We start from the raw sequence: 18,335 nt of genomic DNA, 5'->3' as shown, positions 1-18,335 counted from the left end.
TTAACAGTGTTTAGGGCACAAATCAGCTTTGCCCAAATAGATTATTTACTCAGTTCCTAATGATGGTTAAGGAGTAAGTGTGTTTTAATCGATAATATTTGTTTATACTGCGTGGCCTATTTTTAGTGTAATGTAGTGCATAAGATAATTAGAGTATTAGCGTATGAATACCAAGGATAAAATAATACACACCAGTATTTCGTTATTTAACGAGCAAGGTGAGCGTGCAATATCAACCAATCATATAGCGTCGCATTTAGGAATGAGCCCCGGTAATCTTTACTACCATTTTAAAAATAAAGAAGACATTATTCGTCATATATTTGCGTTATATCGCGATCATTTAAGTACGCAATTTAAACCTATCAACAAAAATGACGATGCATTTAACCACTTAACAGCTTATTTAGATTCGTTGTTTGAATTGATGTGGCGCTATCATTTTTTTTACGACAACCTCGGCGATATACTCGCCAGAGACGCTGATTTGAAGCAAGCTTACATTGATTTCCAACTCGAATTATTAGAACAAGTGCGAAAAATTATACTGGGGCTTCGCGACAGTGAAATGATTGCAATTGATGAGCAAGATGTCATTGATTTAGCACATACGCTTAAGTTAACGGTTAGCTTTTGGACGCCTTATATTAAAGCGCGTAGGCCAAGCGGTACCCTTGCTGAGCAAGATATATATCACGGTATTTTAAAAGTACTCACATTGTTTAGAGCGTATAGTACTGATAAAAGTATCGATAAAATGAACCTGCTACGCAAAAAATACACTGAATTAGCACAACACGCGCAAACTGTTGCCTAATCGCTAGTCATTGGCTGTTTCCTAGACGCTGAATTTTTTGCTATAATCGCGCGCCAAATGCCTGGGAGCGCGAATTCCCGCAGTCTAAGAGTGAACTATGCTTAAATTTATCGTCAAACTACATCCTGAAATAGCCATTAAAAGCCGTTCAGTCCGTAAACGCTTTACTAAAGTGTTAGAAAATAACATTAAAATTGTATTGCGCCGTGTTGACGAAAAAGTACAAGTTAGAAATAACTGGGATAATATTTCAGTTGTTACAAAGCTTGAAGATGCGCAAGTTCGTTTAGATTTTATCGATAGCCTTAAACGCATACCTGGCATCGTTCAATTTATTGAAGTAACCGAAACACAATTCGAAACTCTTGATGATATTTACCAAAAAACAATAGCGTTAGTTGGGCATACAATTATAGGTAAAACCTTTTGTGTGCGTGCTAAGCGTATAGGTCAACATGACTTTACCTCAACTGATTTAGAGCGTTATGTTGGTGGTGGATTGAATCAACATATTGAAGGCGCAAGCGTTAAACTTAGCCGTCCAGAAGTAACAATACGTTTAGAAGTAAAAGACGACAAAGCTTACATTGTTTCGCAAACGCATTTTGGTATGGCTGGTTTTCCACTACCAACGCAAGAAGACGTGCTTTCTCTTATGTCAGGTGGTTTTGACTCTGGCGTAGCAAGTTACCAAATGATTCGTAAAGGCGCACGTACGCACTTTTTATTCTTTAATCTAGGTGGCGCAGCGCACGAAATTGGTGTTAAGCAAGCAAGTTACTACTTATGGAAAAAATACAGCTCTACACATAAAGTTAAATTTGTAACGGTTGATTTTGAACCTGTTGTTGCTGAAATTTTAGAAAACGTTGAAAACAGCCAAATGGGTGTTGTGCTTAAACGTATGATGATGCGAGCTGGAAGTGTAGTGGCTGAAAAGTTAAACATTCAGGCACTTGTCACTGGTGAAAGTATTGGCCAAGTATCTAGTCAAACATTAGCGAATTTAAGCGTGATTGACCGTGTTACTGAAACGCTTATTTTACGCCCGCTAATTCAAAATGATAAACAAGAAATTATTAATCTTGCTCGCCAAATTGGTACAGCTGAAATGGCAGAAACAATGCCTGAATACTGTGGTGTTATTTCTAAAAAACCGACAGTTAAAGCCAAGATTGAAGTAATAGAAGCCGAAGAAGAAAAGTTCGATTTTGATGTGCTAGATACCGTAGTAAATAACGCACGTATAATGGATGTGCGTGATATTGACGTTGAAGCCAAACAAGAACTTAAAGAAGCGGAATCGGTTGCTGATTTACCTTTAGGCTCTGTGGTAGTTGATATTCGCTCACCAGAAGAAGAAGAAGCTGCACCGCTAGAAATCGACGGTGTTGAAGTGGTGCATTTACCGTTCTTTCGTCTGGCGACTAAGTTTGGTGATTTACCAAAAGACACCGACTACTATTTATATTGTGACAGAGGCGTAATGAGCCAACTACAGGCACTTATGCTGCACGAACAGGGCTTCGAAACTGTAAAAGTTTATCGCCCGTAAAGTTAAAGCTTATGTAAGCGTGGTTTATACCACGCTTTTTTTTGCCTTAATTTTGACAAGTAACTCATCGTTGTAAGGCGTTGGAATACCGTGAAGTTTACCTTGCTGGTTAATATAGCCGCATATAGCTGAGATTTCAGTTTCTCTGTTATACGTTAGATCTTGCTGCATGGATGAGTAATTATTTGCGGTTAACTCCATTATTTTATAAGCGGTATTGAGTGCTTTAATTAATGGAATATTAAGCCCTTGAGCCTTTGCAATATTACATGCTTCAGTGAGTGCATTAAAAATTATTGTATTGTATTTAGGTGCACGTAATTCGCCATTTCTTACATTACTTAAAGCGCTTAATGGGTTAATGGCAATATTTACGAGTAGTTTTTCAAAACGAAGCTGCTGAATATTATTAGTAAATGTTAGGTTGGGTATTACTTTAAAAATATCAGCTATTGGCGCACTATTTTGAAGTGCTAGCTCATTACAGCCACCAATAACGCTTTGTCCTTCACCAGTGTGTTGCACAATATATTGGTTTGATTTAAAGCCCGCTATGCTTGTCGTTAAAAAGTAGAGTGCTTGATGGGTGTTTAGTTGGCTATTTACCTCATCAACATTACCCATTCCGTTATGCGAAAGTACAATAGAGCAATGAATTGGTAAAAATGGCTTTATTTGTGAAAACGCATCAAGTACTTGAAAAGCTTTAACAGTAAATAAAACAACATCAAATTCAGCAGCTTTATTTAGCTGATTTAATGAAATAAATTGAGCGTCAATTTTTTTAGAGGTGCCCTTACCTCGACTATAAAAGCGGGTATTTGTTGGGCTTTTACGAGTTAAAACACTGACATTATGCGATGCGCTTAAAAAGTGGCTAAGTAATAAGCCAATAGCACCATCGCCAACGATTAAAATATTAGCCATATGGGTTCTTTTTTCGAGATGTAAAAATTACTCTAAGTAAAAAGTAGCTTGCAGCACCTGCAAAATCAGCAAAAAAATCACCGAGTGATGCCTGCCTATACGGGAGTGCGTCTTGCATTATTTCTATAGATGCGCCATAGCCTGCCAATAAAAGTATTTGCGCATATAAAGGAAGTTTAAACGCTTTATCCATTATTATGGCTAGTATAAAAAAAATCCCAAAATGAGCGACTTTATCAACATGAGGGAATAAATTTACAACGCCACCTTTTATTTCTTTAGCAAATAAAAGGGTAAAAGCCACAATGCTAATTAAAAAAATTGCTTGGTAAACACGCCTTGTCACGACAAATCCTAAAATCGCTTAAAAAAGAGACCGAAGTATATCAAACTAATTTAGTATCGCACCTGAACAAGGTGCAGAAAAATGTAAAGAATTATAATTTTAGCGTTATAATTGCCACATAAAATTAAGATTAAATAGTTAGGAGAAACCAATGCCTTCATTTGATATTGTATCTGAAGTAGAAATGAACGAAGCTAAAAATGCGGTTGATAACGCCAACCGTGAGCTAGAGACCCGTTTTGATTTTAGAGGTGTTGATGCATCTATTGAATTAAATGACAAAACAATTAAATTAAAAGCTGAAGCTGATTCTCAAGTTATGCAATTGTTTGATATTTTGGCAAACAAAATCTCTAAGCGTGGTATGGATGTATCAAGCTTAGAGCTTCAAGATATTACTCGTGCAGGTAAAAATGTATTTCGTAACGTTGGCTTAAAGCAAGGTATCGAAAAAGACATGGCTAAAAAAGTAGTTAAGGCCATTAAAGACTCTAAAGTTAAAGTTCAAGCCGCTATTCAAGGCGAAGAAGTACGCGTTACTGGTAAAAAGCGTGACGATCTTCAAGAGGCTATGCAAGTAGTGCGTAGCGCTGAGCTAGGTCAGCCTTTTCAGTTTAAAAACTTTCGCGACTAAAGTACACCAGCTAGAACCTAGCTAACGAGTGTGTAAAATGTATTAATAAAAGCTAAGCAGCAATGTTTGGCTTTTTTTGTGAGGTTATTTTTCGTATTTATCATAGATGAATCTATCTTTAGCTGTATAGACGTCCATTGACATTTATAAACAAAATACCCACAATAGCGGCATATTTTCAAGGTGCTTGCTAGCCACTTCATGTAATGATTTTTTTAGCAGGATAATCGGGAAGTTGGTGAGTTTTCATGATGACTACAAGCCCAACACTGCCCCCGCAACGGTAAAGTATTGCATGTTTTATATGCTTGCTGAGTCCGGAGACCGGCCTTGATGCAATCTTACTTACTTAAACCTTTGCGGTGGGCAAAGGTAGGGGACATCATGTTAAACAAAACAACTCTAGGCGTTGCAATTTCTGCTGCGCTTTCATTTTCTGTGTCTGGTGCAGAGCAATCAATTGAAAAAATAACCGTTACAGCTAATAAGTTTGAGCAATCAATTAACGACGTTTTAGCGAGTGTAAATGTTATTGAACGTGCTGAAATAGAAGCAAGTAACGTACGCGATTTACCTACACTTTTAAGCACGCGAGTGGGTTTTCAGGTTAATCCAAACGGTGGTTTTGGTCAAAATACAGGTGTGTCACTTCGTGGTACGGGTTCTGGCGATACGTTGATTTTAATTGACGGTGTACGTACAGGCTCAGCAACACTTGGTCAAAAAGCACTAAATAATGTCCCTCTAAATAGTATTGAACGCATAGAAATTATTAAAGGCTCTCGCGCGGCTGTTTATGGCTCTGATGCACTCGCTGGTGTTATTAATATTATTACGCGTGAGTCAGATAACTTATCCCTAAGCGCTACATTTGGTTCTGACTCTTATCAAAATTATCAAGTGGCAGGCTCTGTAAAATCAGATGATATAACAACAGCATTTAACGCAGGCTTTGAAAAAACAGATAACTTTGATGCACTGCAAGGCGTAGCACCAGATGAAGATGGCTATGAAAATAAAAACCTTGGTTTTAAAGTAAATTACACCGATGCACATTACGGCGACTTTAAGTTATTAGGCCAATACAGTGAAGGCTATGCAGATTACGACAGTCGCTTTAGTCCAGCCACAAGTACTATAGAAACAGGTGATTTTAAAAACTATCAGCTTTCTGCAGGTTGGAGTAAAAACTACACTAACCAAACGCATAGTATTGATTTAGCGCTTTCAACAGATGATTCTCACGATACCTCAGCATTTGGTGTAAATGATTTTATAACGAAACGTGTGCAATTTGATTATAACGGTCAATATATATTATCTGAAGAGCTTAATATTAGCGGTGGTGTTAACTGGTACAACGATGATGTATCGCACAGTTCAACGCAGTATGATATGCAAGAGCGTGATGTATTAGCAGTATTTGTTGGGGCTTATTACAACGCTGAAAAAGTGTTAGCTAATTTAACAATTCGCCAAGACGATGATGAACAATTTGGCGACGAAACAACATATACAGCTGCTGTGGGTTATCATTTATCTGAAGACGCCACGTTCCGCATAAGCCAAAGCACTGGTTTTAAAGCACCTACATTTAACGATTTATACTTTCCGGCTTTTCCTGGTTTTCCACCTTCATCTAATCCTGATTTAGAGCCTGAGAAATCATTAAATCAAGAGATTGGGTTAAATGTAGATTTTGATATAGCAAGTATTGACGTTGCTATTTTTAGAAATGATATTGAAGATAAGATATCTTTAGATTCTAACTTTTTTCCTATCAACTTAAATGAAGCACGCTACGAAGGGGTTGAATTTAGCTTATCTCAGCAGTTTTTTGGTTTTGATAGCAACCTTAACTTTGCTTACTTAAGCGCTGAAGACGAAGAAACGGGCGCAGAGTTGCGTAATGTTGCTAAACGTACTTTTAACTGGGAACTTGCAAGACAGTTTGGTGCGTTTGATGCAAGCTTAGACATGCAATACCGTAGCGACCGACAAGGTGCTGTGACTCGCTTAGGCTCTTATACACTTTGGAACTTAGCGGGTAATTATCAAGTAAATGAACATATTGAAGTTTCGCTTCGTGTAGAAAACTTATTTGATAAAGAGTATAACGCTGTTGATTCAAACGCTGATTTTACAACGGGTGAAGTGTATTACTACAACACGCCAGAGCGTCGCTTTTTTGCAGGCGCAAGCTACCAGTTTTAACGGTATTTATTAATATTAAAAAGCCCGACATATGTCGGGCTTTTTAATGTGTAGCTAAGTTTAACTACTCAAATTAGCTAGTCAGCTAAGAACTCTTTAAATACGGTTTCAAACTTGTGTAACTTAGGTGCTATTAAAATACTACAGTAACCCTGCTGTGGGTTTTCGTTATAGTAATCTTGGTGATAATGCTCTGCTGGGTAATACGTAGTGGCAGGGCTGACTTCTGTCACGATTGGCTCAGCAACATGGCTTTGCAGTTGAGCTATCATTTCGTTGGTTTGCTTAAGTTGAGCTTCATCGCGATAGTAAACCACACTTCTATATTGTGTGCCTATATCGTTACCTTGGCGATTCAATTGTGTTGCATCATGCAGTGTGAAAAACATTGCTAAGAGTGTTTCAAAGCTAACTACAGTCGCGTCAAATTCAATTTTAACAACCTCAGCGTGACCGGTTGTGCCTGAGCATACAGAATCATATGTTGGGTTATTTGTTTCACCGCCGGTGTAGCCAGAGCTTACGGTTAGTACGCCATTTACACGTCTAAATGCAGCATCTATACACCAAAAACAGCCGCCACCAAATGTTGCTACTTGCGTTGTTGAGCTCATAAGTATTCCTAAAATGTATATGGGGTTTAAGGGCGAGCATAAATTGTATGCGCCGCAACAACAAGGTTACGGCGCAATTAAGAGGCTAGATCTCTTCGAAAGGTTTTTCAGCGGCTTGTTTGTCTAATTTCTGCTGTAAAAACTCAGGTGATTGAGTGTTACGTGCAAGTGCATAATATGCAGCAGGTACAACAAAAAGAGTTAGTAGGGTCGATACAATAACCCCAGTAAACACGACCACACCTATAACCATACGGCTTTCAGCGCCCGGACCTGAAGCAAGTACTAAAGGTACCGAACTCATAACCGTAGTCAGCGAGGTCATAATAATAGGGCGCAAACGCTGAGTTGCTGCTTGCAAAATAGCTTCACTAAATTCAACGCCTTTATCGCGCAGTTGGTTAGTAAATTCTACAATCAAAATACCGTTTTTAGCACTTAGCCCTATGAGCATGACAATACCTATTTGGCTGTAAATATTTAAAGTAAGTCCTGTAGCCCAAAGTCCGAACATAGCGCCCATTAAACCAAGTGGTACGGTAAGCATAATGACGAACGGATGCATAAAGCTTTCAAACTGCGCTGCCAGTACTAAAAAGGTAACGGTGAGTGCAAGTATAAATACGTAGGTCATCGCTGATGCGCCTTCGTAATAAAGCTGCGACTCGCCTTTGTAATCTACGGCGCCATCTATATCGTTTTCTTGCGCGGCTACTTCGTTTAAAAAGTTAAGCGCTTGTTCAAGTGTATAACCGTCGGCTAAGTTGGCGCTTAAGGTAATTGCACGCATACGGTTGTAACGGTTTAAGCGCGATGCGGTTGCTTCTTCTTTTAAGCTTATAAGGCTATCAAGTGGAACTAGTTCACCGCTTCGTGATTTAAGGTATATATTTGAAATGTCAGTAGGGTTAGTAAAGTCTTCTTTAGTCCCTTTTAAAATTACATCGTATTCTTCACCACGGTCAATAAAGGTTGTAACACGGCGCTGGCCAAGCATTGTTTCAAGTGTACGGCCTACATCAGATACAGAAACACCTAAATCAGCGGCCTTGTTTTTATCTATGCTGACTAAAAACTGCGGAAAGGTTTCTTTATAATCATGATCGATTCTTACTAAACCTGGGTTTTGTTCAGCACGCTTAATTATACGGTCACGCCAATCGGCTAGTTGCGCATAATCATTACCTTGCAATACAAACTCAATTGGGCGAGATGAGCCACCACCGCCGATACCACGGCGCATAATGGCAAACGCACGTACATCGGTAACTTCTTGCATTTTACCGCTTATTTCATCCATTACTTCCCACGTTGAGCGTTTGCGTTTATCCCAATCGGCCATGCCAACAATTGCAACACCGCCGCTGCCACCCCAGCCAGGCACTCGGATAAGTACACGGCTTAGCTCACCCGCTTGCGAATAAGGCATTAAGCGCTCTTCAATTTTAGCCATATTAGCGGCGTTATTTTCGTAACTTGCGCCCTCAGGGCCGCTCATCATGATAAAGAATGTGCCACGATCTTCTTTTGGCGTTAGCTCAGAAGGAACTTGTAAAAACAACGAGTAACTAACAAAGCCAGCTAATAATAAGCTCACCGTTAAACCCCATTTACGGGTTATGTTGGTGGAGAGTGAATTACGGTAACTTACTTCAATTTTAGTAAACTGGCGGTCCATCCATTGACTAAATTTATTTGGTTTGTCTGATACTTTAAGTACTTTAGAGCACAAGGCTGGTGCGAGAGTCAGTGCTGTAACACTTGAGAAAAATACGGCAGCACTTACCGCCATAGCAAACTCAGTAAATAATGCACCTATACGGCCATCCACAAATACTAATGGCACAAACACCGATATTAGTACAAGCGTGGTTGCTACTATGGCAAAACCTACTTCACGCGCGCCTCTAAATGCAGCTAGTAACGGCGGCTCACCCAGTTCAATACGACGGTGAATATTTTCAAGCATTACAATGGCATCATCTACTACTAAACCAATGGCCAGTACTAAGGCAAGTAAAGTGAGTAAGTTAATTGAGTAGCCCATTGCCAACAAAAACATAAAGCTACCAACAAGTGCGACCGGTACGGTGACCGCAGGGATAAGCGTTGCTCGTATATTGCCTAAAAACAAAAATATAACGAGTACGACTAAACCCATAGAGATGGCAAGTGTGCTGTAAACTTCACTAATTGATTCTTTAATAAATACTGATGAATCGTAGCTGTCTTGAATTGTGGTGCCTTCAGGCAAGTTTCGTTTGATTTTTTCAAGCTCTCTGCGCGCGTTATCTACTACGGTAAGTGTGTTTGCTTTAGCTTGTTTTACAATACCTAGGCCAATCATGTTGCGCCCGTTACCACGAAATAAGCTTTCGTCATCGGCAGCTTCTAATTGTACGTCGGCAACTTCACCTAAACGCACTAAATAGCCTTCTTCACCTCGTTTAATAACAAGGTTTTTAAAATCGCGCTGATCTTTATAACTACGTGCGGTACGCACGGTAAAGTCGCGATCTATTGATTCTATTTCGCCGGCGGGTAATTCAACGTTTTCTGTACGCAGTGTATTTTCAATATCGCTTGAGGTAATACCGCGTGCAGCCATTGCTTGGCGGTTTAACCAAATTTTCATGGCGTATTGGCGCTCACCACCAATACGCACGTTAGATACACCATCTACAACGGCTAAACGGTCAACAATGAAACGCTGCGCGTAATCAGAGAGCTGTAACGAGTCCATTGTTTCGCTGTTTAATACAAACCAGGCGATTGGGCTTTCATCACTATTTGATTTAGACACTTCTGGTGGGCGTACCTGATCAGGCAAGCTATCAAGTGCACGTGCTACACGTTCACGTACATCGTTAGATGCGGCATCTATATCGCGGTTAATATCAAACTCAATGGTAATGTTTGAACGCCCATTACGACTTGATGAGTTAATACTTTTAATACCTTCAATACCCGAAATACGGTTTTCTATTATTTGCGTTATTTTGGTTTCTATAATTTCGGCAGAAGCACCAGTGTATTCAGTGCTGATATTTACAATCGGTGTTTCAATATCAGGGTATTCACGAAGCGGTAACATCGTAAACGCAACTATCCCAAAAGTGAGAAGTAGTAAATTAATTACAATGGCAAAAACGGGGCGTTTAACGCTAGTATCAGTAATTTTCACGTATTACCCCTTTACGCTTACTTTACTTCCAGAGCGAATTTTTATTAGCCCTTCAGTAACAATTTGCTGACCATCAGTTAAACCTTCGTCGATAGCAACCCAGCCATTATTTCTGCTTGCAACATGTACTTCAACTTTATTGGCTACTCCGTCTTGAATTTGAAAAACAAAGTGTTTGTCTTGTAAAGGGATAACCGCTTTTTCTGGCACCATTAAAGCTTGGTTGCTGCTTAGCTCAAGTGCTGTATTTAGTAACATACCAGGGCGAAGTAATCCTGATTTATTCGCAAAGCTTGCTGTTACTTCAACACTGCGTGTTACCGAATCAATACGTGAGCTAATATGCGTTACCTTGCCGTTAAATGTCTGCCCTGGGTAGGCATCGTTTTGGGTAAGTACTTTCATGCCCATGTTTAATTGTGCTAAATATTTTTCAGGCACTTTAAAATCAACTTTAATAATACTAATATCATCAAGTGTGGTGATTATTGTAGCGTTGTTTACGTATGCACCGACTGATATTTCACGTTTACCTAGCAGGCCAGAAAAAGGGGCTGTAATAGTCATTTCATTTAACTTAGTTTTAGCGCTTTCTAGTTGCGCCTCTGTTGCATCAACGCGAGATAGCTGCTCTTCTAACAATGACTTTGCAGTTGATTGAGAGCGTGAGAGTTCGGTTAAGCGGTTGAGTTGACGTTTCTCTTCTTGTAAATTAATGCCAAGCTCTTTAACTGCAAGTTGTTCTTGCTTACTTTGTAGTTGCACTAATTTTTGGCCTTTACTAACTAAGTCACCGTCTTTAAAGTAAATATCTGTGACATAATCGTTTTGGGCACTTTTAATATAAACAGCTTGGTTAGCACGTGCACTACCAATGGCTTCTATCATTACCGCGTTTTCTTGTGATGTCACCGTATGCGCAGATACCTGAGTAGACATTTTAGATAAGTCGGCTTGTTCACCATGGCTTGACGGTAAATATAAGTAAACGCTAAATATCAAAAGTAGCGTAATAATAAATGGAAAAAGAGCTTTGCCTGATTGTCTTGAGTACATCGTTTTCATACCTGAAAATTAATTGTAAGTATTGTACGAAATAAGACCGGAGAAAGGCGGTTATGTGTCTCATAAATTTGTGCGTTAAGCGTAAAAGTTAATGATCCTGATGCAGTGTCCCTCTTTTGTTACATATAAAGTGGTAAATATATGAATTTTAAAACATCCTGTAAGGCTTGTATAACTGCCCGCAAAGTTATTTTATGGGCTATTATTATGTTGATATTTTATATGGTGTTCTATCAGCATGGATAAAAACGATAGAAACCATGTGAAATACAGGGCACAAGGCGCACGTAATGGCATCGAAATATTAATAGTGGGTGCCATTGGGTTGGTGCTTATTATGGGTTTTAATTTATTACGTCCAGATAAAATAAGTATTGTTGAAGTTTTTTTAGTGAGTGCTTGTATCGGTGCTATTTTTATTGGGTTTTTAAAAACCCAAGAACCCTTCTATAGTTTAGTATTAAGTGAATCTAAACTTATATATCAGCATAAGTATGGAGCATGGCACCTTTTTCAAAGTAATTTTAGGTATAGTGGTATACCTAAGGTTGAGGACGGGGTTGAATACATTGAGTTAAATACTGTGGGTATCAAAGTAAATGATATTGATGAGTTTTTAGCAAGTTTATCACCTAGAATTGCAGGGAAACTGCTAATAGAACAACGACATTTATTTATGCAAGCTGTTCAAAAACATTGCAAAAATGGTCATTGCCCATCAGAATGGTTAATAGAAGATACACAGTATATCTCTCAAAGGGGAATAAGCTATAATGGGCTTATAGCTATGTTTGCAAATAGAACAAAGCACCTTCAGCTGTTAACAGGTTATGATTTATTGTTACCTGCCAGTGTATTAGATAGAGATATTTGGGCGTTTAGTGCTAACTTAAATAAGTGGAAGCAAAACCCCAGTCAGTTTATAGCGACGCAGAGTAAATAACGTAAATACTCTAGTGCGGTAGTAGGAATAGTAATGAGTCAAGACAGATCCTTTTTAAAAAGTGGGCGAAATACCATAATACATAAAGATAAAAAACACGATTTAGTGATTGTTAACTCTGAAATTCATCCGCGAATTAAAGTAACACAAAATGGCCTAGAGCCTTTTAAAGAAGAGTTGCCAAAAAATCGACGTGATGCAAAAGATCGTTATTTAGAAATAGTGTATGTTGGAAGCCCAGACGTGTTTGGTGAAGAAAAACAGCTATTGTTCATTCAAGCCTTAGATGGGCGTGAATACAAAGTAGATTACAGTAAAATCGGTACTAAGTTGTTTGTACGTATTCATCAAGATACTTATATGTAGCACTTTAATGGCATCTTTATTGCTTATGATTACACTATAGTAATTATTTGACATAAAAGGTGCTTTGTATGAAAGCGTTTGCTTTAATTCCTCTTATTGCTTTGCTTTGCGCATGTGGAGGCGGTGGTGGCAGCGATGATGCCGATGTAGAATCATCTGTTAATGCTGGAAACGATTTACAAGTTATTGAAAAAACCGATTTTTCCATTACAGCACAGGGTTCTCCTGCGGATGGAACTTTTACTTGGCAACAAGTAAGCGGTCCAAGCTTAGAAGGCTTTCCGTTAGAGGGAGCAGAACAAACGCTTACCGCACCAGATGTAAAAACTGACAGTGAAATAGTTTTAAGAGTGAGCTATCAAAGCTCCGGCACTAGCGCCGTTAGTGACGACATTTCCATCTCAGTTAGTTCTAATAACCAGCTTCCCCTTGTTACTGTTACACAAACATCGCCTGAAACACTTCCTTCTGTATACAAAGACACGGTCACTTTAAGTGGTCTTGAGTCAAGCGATCCGGATGAAAATGGCCAAATTGATAGCTATTTTTGGCAATTGCTATCGGGGCCTGAGTTAAATATTGCGAGCTTTAATGAGTCAACACTCAGCTTTTCTCATCCATTGCTTGAAAGTAACGTAAATTTATCTTGGCAGTTAACTGTTATAGATGATGAAGGCGGTGAGGCAAGCACTCAATATTCAATGACCCTCAACAAAACAAATGAATTAGTGGATGCAAATGCGGGTGCTGATCAAAATATTGAAGAGTTTGAGCAGGTAACACTTGATGCAACTAGCAGTGAAACCGTAACCGATACATACCAATGTAAATGGCAACAACTTACCGGTAATACCGAAACATTAAGCAATAGTAATCAGTGCACAACGACATTTTTTGCCTCAGATGTAGACACCGAGACCACATTGAGCTTTGAAGTAACGGTAACTGACTCAAAAGGACGTACAGACACAGATTCTTTATTTGTAGATGTATCGCCAAAAGCTCTCGGGCTTATAAATGATAGTGGTGTGGGTGAGTGCTATAACAATACCCAGCGTATTAATTGTGAAAGCGATGACTTTCCCGCGCAAGATGCAGAACTTGGCCGCGACAGCTTTGCAAATCGTTTGGATAAAGTAGGTAAAGGTAATTTAGCGTTTGATTATACGAAGTTAAATGAATTTGCCGATGAAGTGTCTGACACCAGCAATAGTTTTAGTTGTATTCGCGATAACGTAACAGGGTTGGTTTGGGAGGTGAAAAGTGCGGCATCTGGCACGGTACCAAATACTTCGTTACGTGATGGTCAAAATCATTATTTTTGGGATGTAGGCAACACGACCTTTACAGATACAAGTTCAGCGAATAGTACGTGCCCTGATAATACAAGTTGTGGTGTACAAAGCTATATAAACGAAGTAAATGACTTAGATTTTTGTGGCGGTACGAACTGGCGATTACCTAGTTATACAGAGCTTTTAGGTTTAATTGATTACGGAAAACAAGGTCAAAGTGTATTAATTGACGAGGCATTTTTCCCTAATATGCCAAGTGAAAGTGCATTAAGCCATTTACGTTACTGGACCTCACAAACAGCAGCTGATGGTACAAGTTTATCGCAAGCGTATATTATTGATATGAGTGATGGTAACGATCTTGCTTATCCAAAAGAAAATACTGCTTATGTACGTTTAGTTAGAAGTCGTTAGGAGAAAATAATGAAATTAAAATTACTCTATGCAATAGCAACTATAAGTTTGAGCTTTAATATTGCAGCGGCGCAAACGTGCTACGACGGTGCAGATACCACAACACCGACAGATAGATTTACTATAAATGCAGATGGCACAGTGTCTGATAGCGAAACTGGCCTTATGTGGCAACGCTGTAGTTATGGGCAGACTTACAATACAGAGACACAACTTTGTGAAGGCTCAACACCTTCTCTCACTTGGCAAGAGGCACTACGCGGTGCTAAAAATGATACAACCGCAGATCACGATGATTGGCAAATGCCTAACATTAAAGAATTGGCGAGTATTTTAGAGCACAGTTGCACAGAGCCGAGTATTAATGAAACTGTATTTTTTGGCACTAAGCTTCAAAATTATTGGTCAAATACATCGGGTGTGAGCACAATGAGCTCTGCATGGGTCTATCAGTTTGATAGTGGCCTAAATAGTTTGCATGCTAAAACAAGTAATGTGTATTTACGATTAGTGCGCTATGAAAAATAAAAAAGTGTAAATTTAAAGGTATGAAGCGCAACTTTAAAACAGCTGCGCTTTTTTGTTTTTCATAAATTTACGTTATTTCAATAATAAAGCACTCACAGTGTTGTCACTTAGGGGCTTTTTTTGCCATTATAGGCCGTGATTTAATTATGAAGGAACATCACGGTGTATTTAAGCTATTTTGGCCTGAACGAAAAACCTTTTTCTATCTCGCCTAACCCCCATTACTTGTTTTTAAGTGAACGGCACAAAGAAGCCTTAGCGCACCTTACCTATGGATTGGGTGAAGATGGCGGCTTTGTATTATTAACGGGCGAAGTGGGCACCGGAAAAACCACGATCACTCGCAGTATGCTTGAGCAATTGCCTGAAAATACCCAAGTCGCAATGATCCATAATCCAGCACTTTCGGAGCTAGAGTTATTAGCCAGTATTTGTGATGAGCTTAATATTAGTTACGATACTAATAATTCGACGCTTAAAAGCCTTACCGATATTATAAAAAAGCATTTAGAGACTAATAATAAATCGGGTGGTCACACCATACTTATCATTGATGAGGCACAGTTACTTGCTCCTAATGTGCTTGAGCAATTGCGCTTGCTGACAAATATAGAAACCGATCATAAAAAGCTATTACAAATAGTGCTTGTGGGCCAACCTGAACTCCAAGAGCTTTTAAAGCGCAATGAATTAAGACAACTTGCTCAGCGAATAACAGCTCGTTACCATTTATTGCCGCTTACGCAAGGCCAAACCGTGGCTTATATAAAGCATCGTTTGCACGTTGCAGGGTGCGATAAAGGGATTTTTTCGATGGATGCGATGCAAGCAGTTCATCAATTAACGGGTGGTGTGCCGCGCCTAATGAACTTGGTGTGTGAACGTGCTTTAGTGGGCACATTTGCAAAGCAGCAGTTGATAGTTGATGGCGATATAATAAAAAAATCAGCACATGAGTCATTACCAATGGATTTTGTAGCGCCAGTTAATGAAGCGAACAAGGGAACATCATTTGTATCATACAGCTTTGCTTTCGCTGCTTTATTTGCCGTAGGTATTGGGCTTTCATTTATTTTATAGTTAGGTAAGTTATGTCTTATTTATTAGATGCGCTAAAGCAGTCGCAGCAATCAGATATGAGTGCTGAGCAGTACGACTTGCAATCAGAACAGTTAAAACAGCAGCAAGCACTCAAGCGTTATAGGCGATTAGCATTAGTTTTTGGTACAAGCTTAGGTGCTTTTATTGCTGTCGCTGGTGGCTTTACTGTCGGTAAGTGGTTTCAAAGTTCTACCTTATTAAACGCAGCGGGACCCGCTGTAATTAAGGTGGTTGAAAGCGAAAAATCAGCACCTAAAGAAGATGCTAAAAAAATAGATACTGAAGTTGAAAAGCAGCAAGTAGCTAAGTTAGAGCCTGCAAAAGTAGCTCCAACAAATACTGCAACAATTGAAGGTCAACTTGTGCATGTGCAAACCCCCAATGGTGTACAGCAAATGTTATTAACCCCAAATGGCCAGTATATTCCTATGCCGTCGAGCCAGGTCACGAGCGCAGCAGGTTATAATCAGCAAAATATGCAACAAGTAATGCCGGTTCAAAATTATAATCAGCCAGCGTTTAACCCACAAAATAATTACAATCCAAATAATGCACAAAATACTTCGGTATTCGGGCAAAATCAAAATACCGCATCGGCTCAACTAGATATGAGTAAATATAAAGTACTGGGTAAGCCAATTAATGGTAGTAATCAATCTCAACAAGTGAGCGATCCTGAACTTGATGCCGTGCCTACAACACTTAAAAATGCATTTGCGCAAGCGATACAAGATGTCGAAAAAAATCAAGATTATGAAGTTACTCAAGCATCAAAAACGTCATCACGTGTTGAGCCTGTGGAGCTACTGCCTGATGGTTTGCAATCAATGTTGCCTAGTATTAAATACCAAGCGCATATTTATTCATCCAGTGCTGATAAACGTTGGATAAAGTTAAATGGACGAGAGCTACATGAAGGAGAGAGTATTGGTGCGCTAACGGTTAGAGAAATAACACCAGAGCAGAGCGTCCTTGATTTTGACGGTTACGAATTTAGTTTAAAAGCATTGCAAGATTGGCCGCAATAAGCGACCACTCTATGGCAGTATTGAATTTTTATAAAAACGTTCTAAATCAATATTATATTCTTTTGGTTTAACAGTAGATTCAAGGGTATCTAAAGTCTTTTTATTGGCTAAATCTATATCTTGTACTTCCGTATAACGGCTGTGTTTAGCGCTGTAAAATGTTTTTACTATCGGTTTTAGTGGCGATGCAGGGTTGCTTTCAGTCACTAGTCCGACTTTTTGGCTTGATAACCTTACTAAAGTCCCAACCGGGTGAATACCAATGCATTGAATGAATTTAGTAAGCAGCACAGGGTCAAAGCTATCGGGGCAGCCTTCTTTTAATATTTTAAATGCTTTAATAGGTTCCATGCCAGCTTTATAAACGCGTTCAGCGGTTAATGCATCATAAACATCAACAATTGAAGCCATGCGCACATACTGGCTTATTTCATTGCCTTTTTTACCAAACGGATAACCTTTGCCATCCAAACGCTCATGATGCATACCAGCAATATCAACAGCGATTCCTTTTAAGCCAGACCCTTCTAAAATTTCTTTACTAAAAAGGGAATGTTTTTTCATTATTTCGAATTCAGCGTCGCTAAAACGACCCGGTTTATTGAGAATTTCGTCAGGTATTTTTATTTTACCAATATCATGTAACAAAGCACCTGTTGTTAATTGTTCGATAATCTCTTTATCTATTTCTAAGTGCTTAGCAAAAATACTCATTAAAATAGAAACATTAATAGAGTGCTCAAGTAAATAAGCATCTTTTTGACGCATTTGTGTAAGGCACGCTAACGCATCTTGATTTCTAAACACTGAATCCATAAAGCCACTTGCAAGCTCTCTAAAAGGGGCTATATCTATTTTTCGGCCAGCTTTTATTTCTTTAAATGCTTTGAGTTGAAGTGTTTTAGCTTCGTCATAAAGCTTTTTAGCTTTGCCCATTTCTTGTCCTGCACTGTGTGCTTTTTGCCAAGGGTCTCGTTTGATTTTTACTGCAGAAGTGCTTTCTGGCTCTTTTTCAGGAACTGTATTGACAAGGGTTTTATCAGGATCTATTTCTACTTCTAAGATCCCTGCTTTTTTTAGCTTATCAATATCCGCTTGAGTTTTAACCCAGCCTTGGCTTTTAACTTTAATGCGACCTGTTTGCTTAGTAACATGTTGTACAAACATACCAGGAAGTAATTGTGAAATAAGAATGGTTTTCAATTTAATAACTTATATAGTTTGACTAACTATAAAGTAACAAACTTTACGCTATTTACATAGTAAAAAGGCACCATTAGGTGCCTCTCGTGTCTATTAAGAAA

Annotated in this window: 16 protein-coding genes and 1 riboswitch; of the genes, 10 read left to right on the top strand and 6 right to left on the bottom strand. The window is 38.9% G+C overall.

Features of this window, described 5'->3' with window-relative positions:
- Window positions 1-163: 163 nt before the first annotated feature.
- Both DO88_RS05850 and thiI read left to right on the top strand, forming a co-directional pair.
- On the top strand, window positions 164-817 hold the full coding sequence (locus tag DO88_RS05850) for a TetR/AcrR family transcriptional regulator (protein WP_008134856.1): 654 nt from the start codon (window positions 164-166) through the stop codon (window positions 815-817).
- Window positions 818-914: 97 nt separating this feature from the next.
- Window positions 915-2,372, top strand: a complete 1,458-nt coding sequence (thiI, locus tag DO88_RS05855) for a tRNA uracil 4-sulfurtransferase ThiI (RefSeq protein ID WP_007377836.1) — start codon at window positions 915-917, stop codon at window positions 2,370-2,372.
- A 24-nt stretch (window positions 2,373-2,396) separates the two neighbouring features.
- Here the strand turns inward: thiI and DO88_RS05860 are convergent, their stop codons facing one another.
- Together DO88_RS05860 and DO88_RS05865 are read right to left on the bottom strand one after the other, a co-directional pair.
- Window positions 2,397-3,299, bottom strand: coding sequence for a ketopantoate reductase family protein (locus DO88_RS05860; protein ID WP_007377835.1), 903 nt, complete (start codon window positions 3,297-3,299; stop codon window positions 2,397-2,399).
- Window positions 3,292-3,645: a VanZ family protein gene (locus DO88_RS05865; protein ID WP_007377834.1), complete on the bottom strand. Its 354-nt coding sequence runs from the start codon at window positions 3,643-3,645 to the stop codon at window positions 3,292-3,294. Before DO88_RS05865 ends, DO88_RS05860 begins: the two co-directional genes overlap by 8 nt.
- A gap of 151 nt (window positions 3,646-3,796) precedes the next feature.
- Between DO88_RS05865 and DO88_RS05870 the strand changes: the two genes are divergently transcribed.
- Both DO88_RS05870 and DO88_RS05875 read left to right on the top strand, forming a co-directional pair.
- Complete coding sequence (locus DO88_RS05870; protein ID WP_007377833.1) at window positions 3,797-4,279, top strand: YajQ family cyclic di-GMP-binding protein; 483 nt, start codon at window positions 3,797-3,799, stop codon at window positions 4,277-4,279.
- Window positions 4,280-4,443: 164 nt separating this feature from the next.
- Window positions 4,444-4,626: riboswitch (cobalamin riboswitch) on the top strand.
- 37 nt (window positions 4,627-4,663) lie between these two features.
- A complete protein-coding gene (locus DO88_RS05875) occupies window positions 4,664-6,493 on the top strand; it encodes a TonB-dependent receptor domain-containing protein (RefSeq protein WP_033040063.1) in 1,830 nt (609 codons plus the stop codon).
- 77 nt (window positions 6,494-6,570) lie between these two features.
- On the opposite strand, the gene msrA is transcribed toward DO88_RS05875, so the two are convergent.
- From msrA to DO88_RS05890, 3 genes are all read right to left on the bottom strand, one after another.
- Window positions 6,571-7,107 carry a peptide-methionine (S)-S-oxide reductase MsrA gene (msrA, locus tag DO88_RS05880; RefSeq protein ID WP_033040061.1) on the bottom strand — a complete coding sequence of 179 codons (537 nt, stop codon included), beginning with the start codon at window positions 7,105-7,107 and terminating at the stop codon, window positions 6,571-6,573.
- Between the two features lie 85 nt (window positions 7,108-7,192).
- Window positions 7,193-10,291, bottom strand: a complete 3,099-nt coding sequence (locus tag DO88_RS05885) for an efflux RND transporter permease subunit (RefSeq protein WP_033040059.1) — start codon at window positions 10,289-10,291, stop codon at window positions 7,193-7,195.
- A 3-nt stretch (window positions 10,292-10,294) separates the two neighbouring features.
- Window positions 10,295-11,347: an efflux RND transporter periplasmic adaptor subunit gene (locus DO88_RS05890; RefSeq protein ID WP_007377555.1), complete on the bottom strand. Its 1,053-nt coding sequence runs from the start codon at window positions 11,345-11,347 to the stop codon at window positions 10,295-10,297.
- Window positions 11,348-11,594: 247 nt separating this feature from the next.
- Here DO88_RS05890 and DO88_RS05895 point away from each other — a divergent pair, with 247 nt between their 5' ends.
- From DO88_RS05895 to DO88_RS05920, 6 genes are all read left to right on the top strand, one after another.
- On the top strand, window positions 11,595-12,299 hold the full coding sequence (locus DO88_RS05895) for a DUF2982 domain-containing protein (protein WP_033028982.1): 705 nt from the start codon (window positions 11,595-11,597) through the stop codon (window positions 12,297-12,299).
- A gap of 33 nt (window positions 12,300-12,332) precedes the next feature.
- Window positions 12,333-12,665, top strand: a complete 333-nt coding sequence (locus DO88_RS05900) for a hypothetical protein (RefSeq protein WP_007377553.1) — start codon at window positions 12,333-12,335, stop codon at window positions 12,663-12,665.
- Window positions 12,666-12,733: 68 nt separating this feature from the next.
- Window positions 12,734-14,374, top strand: coding sequence for an Lcl C-terminal domain-containing protein (locus DO88_RS05905; RefSeq protein ID WP_033040057.1), 1,641 nt, complete (start codon window positions 12,734-12,736; stop codon window positions 14,372-14,374).
- 9 nt (window positions 14,375-14,383) lie between these two features.
- Window positions 14,384-14,902 carry an Lcl C-terminal domain-containing protein gene (locus DO88_RS05910; protein WP_033040055.1) on the top strand — a complete coding sequence of 173 codons (519 nt, stop codon included), beginning with the start codon at window positions 14,384-14,386 and terminating at the stop codon, window positions 14,900-14,902.
- A 162-nt stretch (window positions 14,903-15,064) separates the two neighbouring features.
- Complete coding sequence (locus DO88_RS05915; RefSeq protein WP_033040054.1) at window positions 15,065-15,982, top strand: ExeA family protein; 918 nt, start codon at window positions 15,065-15,067, stop codon at window positions 15,980-15,982.
- 11 nt (window positions 15,983-15,993) lie between these two features.
- Entirely contained in the window at window positions 15,994-17,031 is a 1,038-nt protein-coding gene (locus DO88_RS05920) for a general secretion pathway protein GspB (RefSeq protein WP_033040052.1), read from the top strand.
- 9 nt (window positions 17,032-17,040) lie between these two features.
- On the opposite strand, the gene DO88_RS05925 is transcribed toward DO88_RS05920, so the two are convergent.
- Window positions 17,041-18,234, bottom strand: coding sequence for an HD-GYP domain-containing protein (locus tag DO88_RS05925; protein ID WP_033040049.1), 1,194 nt, complete (start codon window positions 18,232-18,234; stop codon window positions 17,041-17,043).
- Window positions 18,235-18,335 lie beyond the last annotated feature (101 nt).

The sequence above is a fragment of the Pseudoalteromonas sp. S3431 genome (assembly GCF_000690035.1).
Lineage (GTDB): Bacteria > Pseudomonadota > Gammaproteobacteria > Enterobacterales > Alteromonadaceae > Pseudoalteromonas > Pseudoalteromonas fuliginea.
Note: the sequence above shows the minus strand (reverse complement) of the source record. Positions and strands in the feature narration are given on the sequence as shown.